16 protein-coding genes are annotated in these 14,328 nt (G+C 74.1%); 5 read left to right on the top strand and 11 right to left on the bottom strand.

Annotated features, from left to right (window positions below):
• A partial coding sequence (gene tatA, locus JWR81_RS17400) for a Sec-independent protein translocase subunit TatA (RefSeq protein WP_297653352.1) occupies positions 1-210 on the bottom strand: 210 nt, incomplete at its 3' end.
• Between the two features lie 145 nt (positions 211-355).
• Complete coding sequence (locus tag JWR81_RS17395) at positions 356-553, bottom strand: hypothetical protein (RefSeq protein WP_297653349.1); 198 nt, start codon at positions 551-553, stop codon at positions 356-358.
• 93 nt (positions 554-646) lie between these two features.
• On the opposite strand from JWR81_RS17395, the gene JWR81_RS17390 reads away from it, so the two are divergent.
• On the top strand, positions 647-976 hold the full coding sequence (locus JWR81_RS17390; protein WP_297653346.1) for a DUF3817 domain-containing protein: 330 nt from the start codon (positions 647-649) through the stop codon (positions 974-976).
• Here the strand turns inward: JWR81_RS17390 and JWR81_RS17385 are convergent.
• The 5 genes from JWR81_RS17385 to JWR81_RS17365 all read right to left on the bottom strand — a co-directional run bounded on the left by JWR81_RS17385 (position 949) and on the right by JWR81_RS17365 (position 7,311).
• Positions 949-1,779: an SWIM zinc finger family protein gene (locus JWR81_RS17385; protein ID WP_297653343.1), complete on the bottom strand. Its 831-nt coding sequence runs from the start codon at positions 1,777-1,779 to the stop codon at positions 949-951. The two genes, JWR81_RS17390 and JWR81_RS17385, sit on opposite strands and share 28 nt — an antisense overlap.
• 30 nt (positions 1,780-1,809) lie before the next feature.
• Positions 1,810-4,890 carry a DEAD/DEAH box helicase gene (locus JWR81_RS17380; RefSeq protein ID WP_297653340.1) on the bottom strand — a complete coding sequence of 1,027 codons (3,081 nt, stop codon included), beginning with the start codon at positions 4,888-4,890 and terminating at the stop codon, positions 1,810-1,812.
• 120 nt (positions 4,891-5,010) lie between these two features.
• Positions 5,011-5,985: an ABC transporter substrate-binding protein gene (locus JWR81_RS17375; protein WP_297653337.1), complete on the bottom strand. Its 975-nt coding sequence runs from the start codon at positions 5,983-5,985 to the stop codon at positions 5,011-5,013.
• Positions 5,982-6,299 carry a GNAT family N-acetyltransferase gene (locus JWR81_RS17370; protein WP_297653334.1) on the bottom strand — a complete coding sequence of 106 codons (318 nt, stop codon included), beginning with the start codon at positions 6,297-6,299 and terminating at the stop codon, positions 5,982-5,984. Before JWR81_RS17370 ends, JWR81_RS17375 begins: the two co-directional genes overlap by 4 nt.
• Before the next feature lie 34 nt (positions 6,300-6,333).
• Positions 6,334-7,311, bottom strand: coding sequence for a pirin family protein (locus JWR81_RS17365; RefSeq protein ID WP_297653331.1), 978 nt, complete (start codon positions 7,309-7,311; stop codon positions 6,334-6,336).
• Positions 7,312-7,537: 226 nt separating this feature from the next.
• Here JWR81_RS17365 and JWR81_RS17360 point away from each other — a divergent pair, with 226 nt between their 5' ends.
• Together JWR81_RS17360 and JWR81_RS17355 are read left to right on the top strand one after the other, a co-directional pair.
• On the top strand, positions 7,538-8,440 hold the full coding sequence (locus tag JWR81_RS17360) for an SMP-30/gluconolactonase/LRE family protein (protein WP_297653328.1): 903 nt from the start codon (positions 7,538-7,540) through the stop codon (positions 8,438-8,440).
• Positions 8,437-8,850, top strand: a complete 414-nt coding sequence (locus JWR81_RS17355; protein WP_297653326.1) for a TIGR03668 family PPOX class F420-dependent oxidoreductase — start codon at positions 8,437-8,439, stop codon at positions 8,848-8,850. The genes JWR81_RS17360 and JWR81_RS17355 overlap by 4 nt, the downstream gene beginning before the upstream one ends.
• A 55-nt stretch (positions 8,851-8,905) precedes the next feature.
• Here the strand turns inward: JWR81_RS17355 and JWR81_RS17350 are convergent, their stop codons facing one another.
• Positions 8,906-9,667 (bottom strand): alpha/beta hydrolase, encoded by a 762-nt coding sequence (locus tag JWR81_RS17350; protein ID WP_297653324.1) that lies wholly within the window; start codon positions 9,665-9,667, stop codon positions 8,906-8,908.
• A gap of 9 nt (positions 9,668-9,676) precedes the next feature.
• Entirely contained in the window at positions 9,677-10,027 is a 351-nt protein-coding gene (locus JWR81_RS17345; RefSeq protein ID WP_297653321.1) for an MmcQ/YjbR family DNA-binding protein, read from the bottom strand.
• Between the two features lie 103 nt (positions 10,028-10,130).
• On the opposite strand from JWR81_RS17345, the gene JWR81_RS17340 reads away from it, so the two are divergent.
• Together JWR81_RS17340 and JWR81_RS17335 are read left to right on the top strand one after the other, a co-directional pair.
• Entirely contained in the window at positions 10,131-12,503 is a 2,373-nt protein-coding gene (locus JWR81_RS17340) for a SpoIIE family protein phosphatase (RefSeq protein ID WP_297653317.1), read from the top strand.
• Positions 12,500-13,138 (top strand): nucleoside/nucleotide kinase family protein, encoded by a 639-nt coding sequence (locus tag JWR81_RS17335; RefSeq protein ID WP_297653313.1) that lies wholly within the window; start codon positions 12,500-12,502, stop codon positions 13,136-13,138. The genes JWR81_RS17340 and JWR81_RS17335 overlap by 4 nt, the downstream gene beginning before the upstream one ends.
• A gap of 9 nt (positions 13,139-13,147) precedes the next feature.
• Here JWR81_RS17335 and JWR81_RS17330 read toward each other — a convergent pair whose 3' ends face one another.
• Together JWR81_RS17330 and JWR81_RS17325 are read right to left on the bottom strand one after the other, a co-directional pair.
• The gene (locus JWR81_RS17330) at positions 13,148-13,888 is read right to left on the bottom strand and encodes a MerR family transcriptional regulator (protein WP_297653310.1); all 741 of its coding nucleotides are present in this window, start codon (positions 13,886-13,888) and stop codon (positions 13,148-13,150) included.
• A 51-nt stretch (positions 13,889-13,939) separates the two neighbouring features.
• On the bottom strand, positions 13,940-14,176 hold the full coding sequence (locus JWR81_RS17325; protein ID WP_297653307.1) for a hypothetical protein: 237 nt from the start codon (positions 14,174-14,176) through the stop codon (positions 13,940-13,942).
• Positions 14,177-14,328 lie beyond the last annotated feature (152 nt).

Raw genomic sequence — 14,328 nt, 5'->3', positions numbered from 1 at the left:
GGTGGCCGTGGGGGCGCTCGCCGCGGGGGCGGGGGGCGCGGCAGGGTCGGGGGTGGCCGCGGCAGGGGTGGCGTCGCCGTGCAGCTCGGCCCGGAGGATGCGGGCCGAACGGCCCAGGCTGCGCGCCGCGTCGGGGAGGCGCTTGGCGCCGAACAGCACGACGGCGATGCCGATCACGATGGCCCAGTGCCACGGGCTCAGTTCGCCCATTGTCCGTACCCCTTTCACGACGTTCCCGCCGTCCAGTCTGCACCCGTTCGACGCATGCGGGAACCGCGCCCCGACCGATGCGTGAATCATCCCGATTGTCGCGTGGATTCGTGCCGGAACGGCGCGTACACCCGGTTTCAGCAGCTCAGCCGACGGAGCGAGGGCCCCGCAGGCCACGGACCAGCACTCCGATGCCGACGATGAGCAGCACCACGCCGATCACCAACCAGAGGCGCGAGCCGCTCATGAAACTGCCGCCCGCGACGCCGGCGCCCTGCAGCGTCCACAATGCGCCGAGCAGGGCCAGGACGATGCCGATCACAACGGTGATCCCCCGGGTCATGGCGCGATGATGCTCTCATCGCGTCCGCGCGGCGAGGTGCGATCTTCGACACCCGGTAGAAAGTAGCCGTTCGGGGTCGGGCACAGTGGTCGGGTGACTCCAGCACTCGTCGCCCGGGCGTTCCGGATCGTCGCCGTCGCCGAGGCCTGCTCGTGGGCCTGCCTGCTCGTCGGGATGTTCGTCAAGTGGATCCTGCGGACCAGCGAGATCGGGGTGACCATCTTCGGCCCGATCCACGGCGGCCTGTTCATCGCCTACGTCCTCGTGACCGTGCTCGCCGCGCGGACCTTCCGCTGGAGCCTGCGCACCACTGTCGTGGCGCTGGTCGCGAGCATCCCGCCGCTGGCCACCCTGTGGTTCGAGCGCCGGGCGAGCCGGGAGGGAAGGCTCGACCCTCAGCTCTCGCCCGCCAGCGCCCGGTAGGCGGGGCGCAGCAGCTCGGTGACCCCGCGGCCGCGCACGCCGATGGGGAACTCCGGCACCTGGTCGAGCAGCGCGTCGGATGCCGTGACCGGGCCGGACGCGCGGGTGCGTGCCGCGTCGGCGAGGCCCGGCCCGGCGGTGAAGAACGCGTCCAGCACGTCGGCCAGCGGGGCAACGCCGTCGCCCGGCCCGCCCGGCCCGGCGGCCTCCCGGCGGGTGCGCAGGTCGTCCAGCAGCGTCTCGCGGTCGCGACCCCGCAGCTCCAGCATCGCGAACGGGTCGTCGTCGAACCGCTCCGCGAGGACGTAGCAGACCGCGGCCAGGTGCTTGCACGGGACGGCCTGGTCAGGGCAGCTGCAGTCCAGCGCCAGTTCGCGGGCCGATGCGGGGAACAGCGAGAGCCCGACCGCGTCGAACACTGCTTCGATCTCGCGGGGCATCTCCCCGGCCAGCAGCGCGGCCGCGAGCGAGGCGTCGGCGACCAGCGCGTCGGCGACCTGGCCCCACTCGGCCTTGCCGAACGCCGGCACCCCGACCCGCACCGCGTAAGGCTTGGGGCGGCTGCCCTGTACCTGGGCGGTGGCGCCGCCGGCGGCGACGTCGAGCGACACGATCTGGCCCTGGCGCGCGTAGCTGCGGCCGCGCGCCATCCGGCCGCCCACGACGATCGACTCCAGCACGGTCAGGAACCGTTTGGACCACCACGTGCGGGCCACCTCGCCGCGGGTGCTGTTGATCTGGATCCCGCCCTCGACCTTGCGCGGGCGGGTGCGTTCGGCGTCCAGCCACCAGGGGTCGGTCATGATGCTGATTCCGCGGGAGCGAGCATGTCGTCAGTCATCCTCGACGGCCCCTGCGTCCAGCGCGAACATCTCGCGCAGGGTGTCGGTGGAGAGCTCGGTGAGCCAGTTCTCGCCCTCGCCGACGACCATCCCCGAGAGCGCCTTCTTCTTGGTGATCATCGCGTCGATGCGCTCCTCGACGGTGCCCGGGCACACGAACTTGCGCACCTGCACGTTGCGGCGCTGACCGATGCGGAACGCGCGGTCGGTGGCCTGGTTCTCCACCGCGGGGTTCCACCAGCGGTCCAGGTGCACCACGTGGTTGGCCGCGGTGAGCGTGAGGCCGGTGCCGCCCGCCTTGAGCGAGAGCAGCATGACCGGCGGGCCATCGCCCTCCTGGAACCGGGCGACCATCTCGTCGCGCCGCTTCTTCGGCGTGCCGCCGTGCAGGAACGCGATGTCGGTGTCGAAGCGGGCCGAGAGGTGCGGCACGAGCATGTGGCCGAACTCGGTGAACTGCGTGAAGCAGAGCACGCGGTCGCCCTCGTCGAGGATCTCGCCGAGGATCTCCTCGAGCCGGATGACCTTGCCCGAGCGCCGCCCGACCGCCGACCCGTCGTGGAGCAGCTGGGCCGGGTGGTTGCAGACCTGCTTGAGCTTGGCCATGGCCGAGAGCACGTTGCCGCGACGCTGGATGCCTTGCGAGTCCTCGATCTTCTCCATCATGTCGTCGACGACCGTGCGGTAGAGCGACGCCTGCTCGGGCGTGAGCCGGTAGTGCTGGTTGATCTCGATCTTCTCGGGCAGGTCGTCGATGATCGTGGGATCGGTCTTGATCCGGCGCAGCAGGTACGGCCGGGTGATCGTGCGCAGGCGCTCGGCCGCCTCGGTGTCGCCGTGGCGCTCGACGGGGATGGCGTAGCGGGCGCGGAACGCGTCGGCCGTGCCGAGCAGGCCGGGGTTGAGCACGTCCATCACCGACCACAGCTCCGAGAGCCGGTTCTCCACCGGCGTGCCGGTGAGCGCCACGCGGTGCTCGGCGTCGAACCGGCGCACGGCCCGGGCGTGGGAGGCCCGGCTGTTCTTCACCGCCTGGGCCTCGTCGAGCACGAGCCGGCGCCAGCCGATCTCCGCGAGCTCGTCGGCGTCGCGGGTGGCGGTGGCGTAGGTGGTGACGACGATGTCGGACGCCCGGACCGCCGCCGTGAGCTCAGGCCCGTGCAGTCGGGTGGGGCCGTGGTGGGCGAGGATCCGCAGGTCGGGCGCGAACCGCGCAGCCTCCCGCTGCCAGGTGCCCACCAGCGACATCGGGCACAGCAGCAGGGTGGGGCCCTGCACCTGGTCGGACCTCTCGCGTGCCTCCAGGGCCAGCAGCTGCACCGTCTTGCCCAGGCCCATGTCGTCGGCGAGGCACGCGCCCAGCCCGAGCGAGGAGAGGAACGCCAGCCACGACAGGCCACGGGCCTGGTACGGGCGCAGGGTGGCGAGGAAGCCCGGCGGCGGCTCGACCGGGGTGATCGAGCGCTCGGCCCGGCCCTCGAGCAGGTCGCCGATCCACCCCTCGGCGTGGATCTCGGTGACGGGCAGCGGGACGTCGTCGTCGCCCGCCCAGTCGTCCGGATGGCGCTGGGCCAGCGAGAGGACCTCGGCGACGGTGGGCGTGGGGCGCTTGCGGCCGCGTCGGAGGAACTCCAGGCCCGCGCGCAGCCGGTCGGCGTCCACGGTGACCCAGCGGCCCCGCACCCGCACCAGCTCGGCCTTGGCCGCCACCAGCTCGGTGAGCTCCTCCTCCGACAGCTCCTCGTCGCCGACGGCCACCGACCAGCGGAAGTCGGCCAGCTCCTCGCGGCCGAGCCCGCCACGGGTGAGCACGCGGTCGGTGGGGGTGCTGCGGGCCGACAGGGACAGCCCGACGCGGCGCGAGCCGTCCCAGCCCGTCGGCAGCTGCACCCCGAAGCCGGCCTCGATGAGCAGCGGCGCGTCGACGGCGAGGAACCGGGCGGCGCCGCCGTTGTCGAGCTCGAGCATCTCTGGCCGGGCCGAGCGCAGGGCGGGCGCGAGCGCGGGCAGGACGAGGGCGGCGCGGCCGAGCTCGCCGAGCAGCAGGTCCTGCGGCTCGGCCACGAGCCGCTCGGCGCGGCCCGACCACACCTGCGCGGCGGGCAGGAGCAGGCTCGGGTCGGCCGTGGACTGCAGGAAGAACTCCAGGATCCACCGGGTGCCGTCGCCGGTCTGGTCTTCCGCGTCGTCACCCGGATCCGACGGGTCGTGCAGCGTGCGCACCTCCGAGAGCCGGAAGCTCGCCCGGCCCTCGCCGGTGGGGACGGTGCCGAAGCCGTCCCAGGCGCCCAGCTCATCGGCCAGGGTGTCGAGCTCGCGGGGGTCGACGTCGGCCACCCGCGCGTCGGGCGTGACCAGCGCGGCGAGCCAGGCCTCCGTGGCCGGCACCGGCTGCGAGGGCGGGGACGGCACGAGCGCCACGGGCTCGGGCGCGCGGGCGAGCCGGTCGCGCACGGCGATGTCGGTGAGCACGGCCAGCGCGTCCTCGACGTGCGCGCGCGGATCGCCGCCGAGCTGATCGCGGGGCCCGGTCTGCTCCGCCCGCGCCACCGGTGGCAGGGCTGCGACCAGCGCGTCGAGCGCCACGACGTCGAGCCCGCGCACCACCGGCCGCCAGCGCGCCAGTGCGACACCGCCCTCACGGACCAGTGTGGGCAGTACGCGCCCGCGGGCGGCGAGCTCGTCGGCCAGCTCGGCCACCGCCCGCAGGTGGGCGACCGAGGCGCCGTAGCGGGCCTCGTCGGCGGGATCGCCGAGCTCCGCGACGTCGACGACCAGCGCGGGCACGGTCCACGGCCGCAGGGCCGGCACGCTGCGCGCCGCACCACCGCGCGTCTCGCTGCGGACCAGTTCGGGCGAGGCCAGCGGCCCACCCGCGCGCGAGGGCAGCAGCAGCGTGCAGCCCGTGGGCTTGCCCGGATGCAGGGCGGCGAGCGCCGCCGCCGTGGCCGCGAAGGGGTGCGGCCGGGCCGAACGCAGCGACCGGCTCGACGACGTGACCGGCCGCTCGCCGTCCTCGGCCCAGAGCAGCACCCCGCGGCCGGGGGACCAGAGGGCGTGGACGGCGAGCACGTCGTCAGGCTAGTGGGGTGGCCACGAGCGTTGCCGGGGTGATCGCGGGGTCCAGGTGCCCGCCGCATCGGGTCGGGTGACGGGGGCCGCCGAGACATGTGGCGGATGTGCGGCGGGACGCTAGGGACCGGCCCCGACGATTCCCGCGGGGCCGCGCGTGACCAGCGCCATCCCGTGCGCGACCTGGGTGCCCGTGACCGGGTCGACGGCGAACGGGCCGAACAGCGTGGACGTCCGCAGCCCGGTGGCGGCCGCCCAGAGGTCGCCGCGCGCCGTGCTGCCCGCGAGCTGCGCGCAGTGCACGGCGAGGGCCGCGGCGGCCGCGGCCTGCACGGCGGGGTAGTCGGGCACCGGACCGCGGTAGGCGGCGAGGAACGCCTCCTCCGACGGACCGACCGTGGGCACGCCGCGGCCGGCCTGGCTGCGCACCCACTGGGCCACGCCCAGGACGTCCGCGCCGCGGGGTGCGGCGTCGGCGAACTCGCGCACCCCGGCGGCCACCGACCCGATCGTGCGCGCACCGGCGTCGAGCAACGTCGTGACCAGCGCGACGTCGTCCTCGAAGGTGCCGGCGACGAACGCGTCCCACACCGGGGGCCGCTCGCCGTCGTCGGTGAGGACCGGGATGCCGAGCCGTTCGGCGGCGACGCGGGCGCCGGCGAGCACCTGTGGGCCGAAGCTCCCCGGCCCGCACGCCAGGTGCAGTGGGGCCCGCTCCGGCAGCACGGCGAGCCTGCGCAGGTAGGGCTCCGCGTAACGGCGCGTCGGCGTGGGCACCGAGACCACGTGGCCCGGGGCGAGTGCCTGCACGTCGTCACCGGTGCCGCCGTGGTTCCACAGCAGCCGCCCGGCGTCCTCGGCGACGACGGCCGCGGCGCGCATGAGCGACGTCGAGTACGGGCCGAGCAGCAGGTCGCAGCGCAGCTCGCGCAACCGCCGCCGCAACCGGGCGGGCTGGCCCGCGTCGTCCTCGACGACCATCTCGACGTCCGGGGTGAGCTCCGCCCACGCCCTGAGCGCGTGCGCGGCCTGCGCGCCGAACCGGGCGAACCGGCCGGTGAGGGACAGCACCGCCCCCACCCGCAGCGGGCTCACACCGGTAGCCCGAACCGCTCCCGCTCGTCGGCGGGCACCAGGTCCTGGTACTCGGGGTGCTTGGCGAGCCATCCGCGCACGAACGGGCACTCCGGGATCACCGCGAGCTTGCGGCGGCGGGCGGCGTCCAGCGCGGCCTGCACGAGCTCGCTGCCGAAGCCGTGGCCGCCGTACATCGAGTCGATCTCGGTGTGCGTGAACGTGATCCGGCCGGGCTCGGACCGGTAGTTCGCGTAGCCGGCGAGCTTTCCGTCCACGTGGATCTCGAACCGCGACCACTCCGCGACGTCGAGAACCATCGGGGGAACCGTCATGACGCCGCCTTCGCGGGAAGAGGTGCCTCGGCGGTCATCCGCGGGCTCCGGAGTGGGGAATGAACGCGTCGGGCACGACGCCGAGCTTGCCCTTCTGGTAGTCCTCGAAGGCCTGCATGACCTCCGCCTTGGTGTTCATGACGAACGGCCCGGCCCACGCGATCGGCTCGCGGATGGGCTGCCCGCCGAGGATCACGACGTCCATGCCGTTCAGGCGCGACTCCTGGGTGGGGTCTGCCGCCCCGGTGATGGTGTCGCCGGGACCGAACGCGACGGCCTGGCCGGTCCGGACGGGACGGCGAGCGGTGCCCACGGTGCCGGTGCCGGACAGGACGTAGACCAGCGCGTTGAAGTCACGCCGCCACGGCAGCCGGAACGAGGCGCCGGGCGAGATCGTGGCGTGCGCCATCGTCATCGGGGTGAAGGTGGTGCCGGGACCGGCGTGGCCGGCCAGCTCACCCGCGATGAGGCGGATCAGCGCGCCGCCGTCGTGTGTGGTGACCAGGGCCGACTCGCTGCCGCGCAGGTCCTGGTACTTCGGCTCCAGCCACTTGTCGGCCGTGGGCAGGTTCACCCACAGCTGCAGGCCGTGGAAGAGGCCGCCGCTCGCCACGAGCGACTCCGGCGGGCGCTCGATGTGCAGCAGGCCGCCGCCCGCCGTCATCCACTGGGTGTCGCCGTTGGTGATGACGCCGCCGCCGCCGTGGCTGTCCTGGTGCTCGAACGTGCCGTCCATGATGTAGGTGACGGTCTCGAAGCCGCGGTGCGGATGCCACGAGGTGCCCTTGGGCTCTCCGGGCGCGTACTCGACCTCGCCCATCTGGTCCATCATCAGGAACGGGTCGAGGTCGCGGAGGTCGATGCCCGCGAACGCGCGGCGCACGGGGAACCCCTCGCCCTCGAAGCCGGACGGCGCGGTGGTCACGGACTTCACCGGGCGGTCCACGGCCGCCTCGCCGGGCTCGGGGACCCGAGGCAGGACGGTGACGTCGGAGACGGTGACGGCAGGCATCGGACCCTCCAGGATGTTGAGTGAACAACTACCCGCAGAACAGTGCGAACACCGCCGATGTTCCCACTCCGCGACGCCGCATCGAGCGGGCAGGTGATCCCGTGATCGCGGGCAGCGAGCCCGTCGCGGTCGGGGAGCGGCCGCGTGTAGCGACCGGTAGCCGGCCCGATGCGACATCGGGGTGATAACGGCACCGCGGGCGGCTCCTTGTGGTGACATGGCCCGCATGACCCCTGAGCTCACCGTCGTACTCGACAAGCTGTCCTACCTGGAAGGGCCGCGGTGGCACGAAGGCCGCGTCTGGGTCTCGGACTTCTACACCCACCAAGTGCTGTCCGCCCTGCCCAACGGTTCCGATCCGCGCGTGGAGGCCGAGGTGCCCACGCAGCCGTCCGGGCTGGGGTGGCTGCCCGACGGGCGCCTGCTGATCGTCTCGATGCGCGACCACCGGCTGCTGCGTCGCGAGGCCTCCGGGGAGCTCGTGGTGCACGCCGACCTGTCGGAGTTCTGCACCGGCCACCTCAACGACATGGTCGTCGACTCCGCGGGCCGCGCCTACGTGGGCAACTTCGGCTTCGACCTCATGGCGGGCGACGACATGCGCACCGCCGCGCTCGTGCGGGTGGAGCCCGACGGGACCGCCACGCAGGTCGCCGACGACCTCTACTTCCCCAACGGCGCCGCCATCATCAGGAACGGCAGCACCGGCAGCGACCTGGTGGTGGCCGAGACGCTGGGCAACCGGATCAGCGCCTTCGCCCTCGGCGCCGACGGCAGCGTGGGGGAGCGGCGGGACTGGGCGACGTTCGGCGACCCGCCTGCGGGCCGGGCGTTCGGGGAGGTGCTCGCTGCGCTGGTGGTCGGCGCCGACGGCATCTGCGCCGACGCCGAGGGCGCGGTCTGGGCGGCCGACGCCCTGGGCAACAGGGCGGTGCGGATCGTCGGCGGGGAGATCGTGCAGACCGTCGACGCCGGCACGGGCGTCTTCGCCGTCACCCTCGGCGGGGACGACGGCCACACCCTCTTCCTGTGCACCGCGCCGAGCTTCGCGGAGCACGAACGGCGCGACACGCGGGACGCGGTGCTGCTCGCGACGCGCGTGGAGGTACCGGCCACCATCGGGTCGTGACCCCCGAGGAGCAGCGGCAGCGCGTGGCAGCCGCCCGGGTCGGGCGGCTGGCCACGCTGCGCGCCGACGGCACCCCGCGGCTGGTGCCGGTGACGTTCGCGCTGGTGGACGGTCTCGTCTGCTTCGTGGTGGACGAGGTGAAGCCCAAGACCACGACGCGGCTCGCCCGGCTGGCCGACATCGCCCGCGACCCCCGTGTCGGGCTGCTCGTCGACCACTACGCCGACGACTGGTCGCAGCTGTGGTGGGTCCGGATCGACGGCACGGCGGAGATCCACGAGGACGGCGAGCTGCGGGGCCGGGCGCTGGGGGCGCTGGTCGAGAAGTACGAGCCCTATGCGACGGCACCCCCGGACGGGGTGGTCGTGGTGATCACCCCGACCCGCTGGAGCGGCTGGGCGGCTTCGTGATCGCCACCGGCCGCACGCCGGCGCCCGCTCCTGTGCGGCTCGTGGTGATCATGTGTCAGGGGAGGGTGCGGAGGAAGGCGACCACCGCCGGGTCGACCTCGTCGGGGAGCTCCAGGTGGGGGGAGTGGCCGCAGCCGAGCACCAGCAGCTCGGCGGGGCCGGTGGCCGCGTCGCGGACGGCCTCGACGTGCAGGACCGTGCCGTAGGGGTCGTCGGTGCCCTGAATCGCCAGCACGGGCGCGGTGATGCCGGCCAGGAGCGGGCGCAGGTCCCAGTCCTGGAAGTCGCCGGAGAGCCAGACGTCGTTCCAGCTGCGGAAGGTGACGTCGGGGTCGCGGTGCCGCCGCGCCATCCTCACGCGCAGATCGCCGCACTCGTAGGCGTCGCGCGCCGCCGCTATGCCCTGCAGCCCGATGTCCTCCACGACCACGTGCGGCGCCAGCACCACCACGCCCCGGACGGTGTGGGTGGCCGCGTGGATCAGGGCAATGGAGGCGCCGTCGCTGTGGCCGACGAGCACGGGGTCGGGCAGGTCGAGCGCGTCGCGCAGCGCGGGCAGGACCGCGTCGGCCTCGTCGTGCATGAACGTGTGGGTGCGCTGCGCGGGCGGCAGATCGGAGAAGCCGTGGCCGAGGCGGGAGTACGCGACGGCGCGCCGTCCGGTGGCCGCGGCGATCCGCTGGTGGAAGCCGCGCCACAGCGCCACCGAGCCGAGGCCCTCGTGCAGGAACAGCAGGGGAGCGAGGCCCCGGTCGCCGGGGATGTCGTCGTACTCGACGTGCCCACCGGGCACCGCCACCGTAGGAAGATCAGCCACCTCCCGAGCCTATGTGCCGAGGAGGGCCACGAGCTTCCTCGGGGCGACCTCCCGGTAGGCGTCGGTGACGATCTCGGCGATCTCCTGCCAGTCCACCGGCACGTCGAGGTACACACCGAGCCAGCCCCGGCCGCCGACGTAGGGAGGACGGAAGAACCGGTCGGGCCGCTCGGCCAGCAGCCCCTGCTGCACACCCGGCGGCGCCGCGCACCAGAAGCCCAGAGGGTCGTCGTGGTGACGGTCGGTGTAGGACACGAAGGCCTTGCGCACGAACCACGTGGGCTCGCCGTGGCTGACCTTCTCGGTGACCTCGGGCAGCGCGAGGCACAGCGCGCGCAGTCGCGGGAGCGGGTCGGTCACCCCGTCACCTCCGCCTCCGGGTCGACCCGGCGCACTCATCGACGTACAGGTCCATACGGACAGGATGGCAGCCCGCGGTCCTGCAACACCTACGATGCGCAGCGTGGACCGCCCCGCCGACGTCCTCGCCGGGGTCGTGGAGGCACTCCCCGCCGGGATCTTCGCCCTCGACGCGAGCGGCCGCTTCATCCTGTGGAACGCGGCTGCGGAGCGGCTCACCGGCTGGGCCGCCGCGGACGTCGTCGGGCACGACGTGTCCGGCTCCACGCTCGACGTCCGCACCGCCGACCGGATCCTCGACGAGCTGCGCGAGGGCCGCGCGTTCAGCGGCAGGTTGCCCGCCTCCACCGCCACCGGGCGCTCCGTGTACTTCCGCGCGGCGCCCGGCCCCGGCGGCACGATCGTCGGCCTCCTGCGTGACGTCGTCGACACCGGGGCCGAGGACGAGGCGTTCGCGCTGCTCGACGCCCTGTGGGAGACCGCGCCGGTGGGACTCGCCTACTTCGACATCGGCGGCCGCTACCGCCGGGTGAACGGCGCGGTCCTCGACATGGACGGCGGGAGCGCCGACGACCGCATCGGGCGGACGCTGGAGGAGGTGCACGGCCCCACCGGCGCCGCGATGGCCGAGGGGCTGATCGCCACGCTCGCCGACGGCCGCACCCGGACGGACGTACCGGTGCAGGGCAGGCTGTGGCACGGGCGCGGCCCTGAGCAGGATTGGCGCGTCAACTACTACGCCGTCCGATCGCCCGACGGCACGATCGTCGGCGGCGGTGTGGTGATCACCGACGCCACCGCGGCCGAGCGCAACCGCCGCGAGCTCGCCGCGGTGGCCGCCGAGCGCGAGCACGCGCTGAACCGCTACCAGAGCCTGGTGGAGGCCACGAGCGCCGCCGTCTGGATCCGCGATGCCGACGGCAGCGCCTCCTCGGACGCCCCCGCCCTGCGCGCCATCACCGGGCAGACCGCCGCGGAGTACATGGGCTGGGGATTCGCCGACGCCGTCCATCCGGACCATCGCGACGGGCTGCGCCGGGCCTGGCGCGCCGCCGCGGCCGCCGAGCTCGCCGGGGTGTTCACGCGGGTCTACCGGCTGCGTACGGCGGCGGGCGAGTACCGGTGGTTCCGCACGCGCGCGGTTCCGGTGCACGCGGGTGGACGGGTGGTGGAGTGGGTCGGCACCGAGACCGACATCGACGACGCCATGCGTTCCCGCGAGCGGCTCGACGTGCTCGCCGAGGCGACGTACGCGATGAAGGCGGCCCTCGACCCCGAGGGCGAGCTGGCCGCGCTGGCCGAGGCCGTGGTACCGGCGTTCGCCGATCTGTGCCGGGTGTACCTGTTCGATCCCGGGCCGCAGCGCTCCCGCGCCGTGTCGGGCCGCCGGTCGGTCACGCGGGTGGCCCGCTGGATGCGCCACCCGCCGGCCAACGGCGAGCGCTTCGCCTTCCGCGACTCGCACCCGATCGCCCGCAGCATGCGTACCGGCACGCCGATGCTCGTCCCGATCACCACCGACACCATGCAGGAGTGGGGCGCCGGGGGCGAGCAGGTCCGCTGGGGCCGGGAGATCGGGGCCAACTCGATGCTGGTGGCGCCGATCGAGTCGCGGGGCGAGGTGGTGGCGGCGCTGCTGCTGATGTCGTGCCGCGACCGGGCCCGCTACACCGAGGACGACCTCGCGTTCGTCCGTGAGCTGGCGGAGCGGGCCTCGATCGCGTTCGACACCGCAATCACGTTCCAGCAGAGCCGCCGCGTCTCGGTGGCGCTGCAGAGCGCGATGCTGGCCACCCCGCCCGCCCATCCGGGCGTCGAGATCGAGGCGCGCTACCTGCCCGCGGCAGCGGAGCTGCAGATCGGCGGCGACTGGTACGACGCGTTCCCGCTCCCGGGCGGGGGCCTGGCCGTCGGGGTCGGTGACGTGGTGGGCCACGACCTGCCCGCCGCCGCGACGATGGGCCAGCTCCGCAGCATGCTGCGCGGCCTCGCGCACGACAGCTCGTCGGAGGGCGGCGACGCCACGCCGTCCGCGGTGGTCGCGCGGCTGGACCGCGTGGCGTGCGGTCTGGCGGTCACCGCGTTCACGACGCTCATCTACGGCACGCTCACGCGCTGCGGCGAGCGCACGCTGTTCCGCTGGTCGAACGCCGGGCACCCCGCTCCGGTGCTGGTGGTGCCCGGTGCGGCGCCCCGGCTGCTCAGGGGTGCGGACGTGGTGCTGGGCGTGGATCCGGAGGCCGGCCGGCACGACCGGGAGGTGGAGCTGCCGCCGGGGTCGACGCTGCTGCTCTACACCGACGGCCTGATGGAGCGGCGTGACGACCCGGACGACCGGGCCGCCGCGGAGCTGCTGGAGCTGGTGCGGTCGGGCGTGGACCTGCCGCTCCCGGCGTTCTGCGACCACCTCGTGCGCGGCAGCTCCGCCGACACCGGCGACGACATCGCGGTGCTGGCCGTGCGGGTGGACGCATGAGGTTCGCCGATCTCGTGGACCGGGCGCGGGCGCTGTCCGCCGGCCCCCGCCGTGCCGTCCTCGGCATCACCGGCAGCCCCGGTGCCGGCAAGTCCACGCTGGTCGCGGCCCTGCTGGCGGAGCTCGGCGACGGGGTGGCGCACGTCCCGATGGACGGCTTCCATCTGGCCGACGTGGCCCTCACCGCAATGGGCAGGCTGGACGCGAAAGGTGCCCCCGACACGTTCGACGCGGGCGGGTACGTGGCCCTGCTCCGCCGGATCCGGGAGGACACGGAGGACGTCGTGTACGCGCCGATGTTCGAACGCGACCTCGAGCAGCCCCTCGCCGGCGCGATCGCGGTGCCGCGGTCGGCCCGGCTCGTGCTCACCGAGGGCAACTACCTGCTGCTCGACGCGGGCCGGTGGTCCGAGGTGCGCCCCCAGCTCGACGAGGTGTGGTTCTGCGCCCCCGACCCGGCCGTGCGGAGGGAACGCCTGACGGCGCGACACGTCGCGTTCGGCAAGGACCCCTCGCAGGCGGCGTCGTGGGTGCAGGCCGTGGACGTGCCCAACGCCGACCTGGTGGAGGACACCCGGGGCCGGGCCGACCTGGTCGTCCCGGCCGCGGTGCTGGACTCCCTCACGCCTGCGTGAGGTTCCCTGTCACGACAGTGCCCGGGCGGCGTACGCCGCGATCGCGTCGCGCAGGTAGGCCGCGAGCCCCGGGGCGACGGCGTCGTAGGTGGCGGTGAACCGCTCGTCGTCGACGTACATCTGCCCGAGGTTCGTGTACGCCTCGCGGCCCGGCGTCCAGAAGTGGCCGACCCAGGCGTGGTGGCGGGCCACGATCGCCTGGACGCCCGCGTCGGTGACCGGGGTGCCGGCGGCCATCGCCGCGGCCAGGTCGGCGTTCACGGCATCGCCCTCGGCCTGGATGCGCCGCTCGTCGGCCCTGGTGAGACCCTCGGTGCGGCGCTGTGACTCGGCGTACGCCTCCGGCCAGCGCTCCTGCGCCTCCGCGGCGTAGGGGTCGTCGCGGAACCCCTGGAACAGATCCTCGGCAGCCATCTCCGGCCCGTCCTCCCTCTCGTGGATCGTGGCCGCCACCGTGGCGGCCAGCGTGCGCAGGCGGTTGGACTCGGCGAGCAGCCGCTCGTGATGGCGGCGCAGTGCGGCCACCTCGTCGGTCTGCCCGTCGAGCACCGCCGCGATGTCGTCCAGCCCGAGCCCCAGCTCCCGCAGCACGAGGATGTGCTGCAGGCGCAGGAGCTGCGGCCGCTCGTAGAACCGCAGCCCGCCCGACCCGGTGTCGGCAGGCCGCAACAGCCCCAGGTGGTGGTAGTGGCGCAGCGTGCGGCTGCTCACCCGGGACATCCGGGCGACCTCGGCGGTGGACCAACGCATGGGAGGAACGGTAGGAGTTGACGCGGCGTCAACCGCAAGTCCTTCCCGCGGTCAGGTGCGGGGCAGCCGGTCGATCGAGCCGGGGGCGCGTCCGACCCGGATCTCGCAGCGGACGACGGCCTCGTCGAGACCGGTGAGCTCGGCGATCAGGGTGCGCGCCGCGGCGTCGGCCTCCGGCATGCCCGTGACGCTGGTGGCCGCCTCGATCTCCGGCACGTAGAGCACTAGCCGCCGGTCGGCGAGCCAGGCCACCACCTGGAACGTCCGCTCGTCCGACGGGGTGGCCACGCCACAACCGTAGTGGCCGCAGATGGTCAGCCGCAGGGGTTGAACAGGGTGCAGTCGCCGCGCGTGCCCTGCGGTGGCGCGGCCGCGGAGGTCGGGGTGGCCGCCGTGCCGCCCGGTGGCAGCGGTGCGCCGCTCGCGGGGGGCGCAGCCGG

The organism is Pseudonocardia sp. (genome assembly GCF_025965585.1).
GTDB lineage: Bacteria > Actinomycetota > Actinomycetes > Mycobacteriales > Pseudonocardiaceae > Pseudonocardia.
Note: the sequence above shows the minus strand (reverse complement) of the source record. Positions and strands in the feature narration are given on the sequence as shown.

What these genes read in the sequence shown, in the direction of transcription:
- JWR81_RS17395 (WP_297653349.1), bottom strand. Translation starts at nt 553, where the DNA reads ATGACCCGGGGGATCACCGTTGTGATCGGCATCGTCCTGGCCCTGCTC.
- JWR81_RS17385 (WP_297653343.1), bottom strand. Translation starts at nt 1,779, where the DNA reads ATGACCGACCCCTGGTGGCTGGACGCCGAACGCACCCGCCCGCGCAAG.
- JWR81_RS17370 (WP_297653334.1), bottom strand. Translation starts at nt 6,299, where the DNA reads ATGACGGTTCCCCCGATGGTTCTCGACGTCGCGGAGTGGTCGCGGTTC.
- JWR81_RS17365 (WP_297653331.1), bottom strand. Translation starts at nt 7,311, where the DNA reads ATGCCTGCCGTCACCGTCTCCGACGTCACCGTCCTGCCTCGGGTCCCC.
- JWR81_RS17360 (WP_297653328.1), top strand. Translation starts at nt 7,538, where the DNA reads ATGACCCCTGAGCTCACCGTCGTACTCGACAAGCTGTCCTACCTGGAA.
- JWR81_RS17335 (WP_297653313.1), top strand. Translation starts at nt 12,500, where the DNA reads ATGAGGTTCGCCGATCTCGTGGACCGGGCGCGGGCGCTGTCCGCCGGC.
- JWR81_RS17330 (WP_297653310.1), bottom strand. Translation starts at nt 13,888, where the DNA reads ATGCGTTGGTCCACCGCCGAGGTCGCCCGGATGTCCCGGGTGAGCAGC.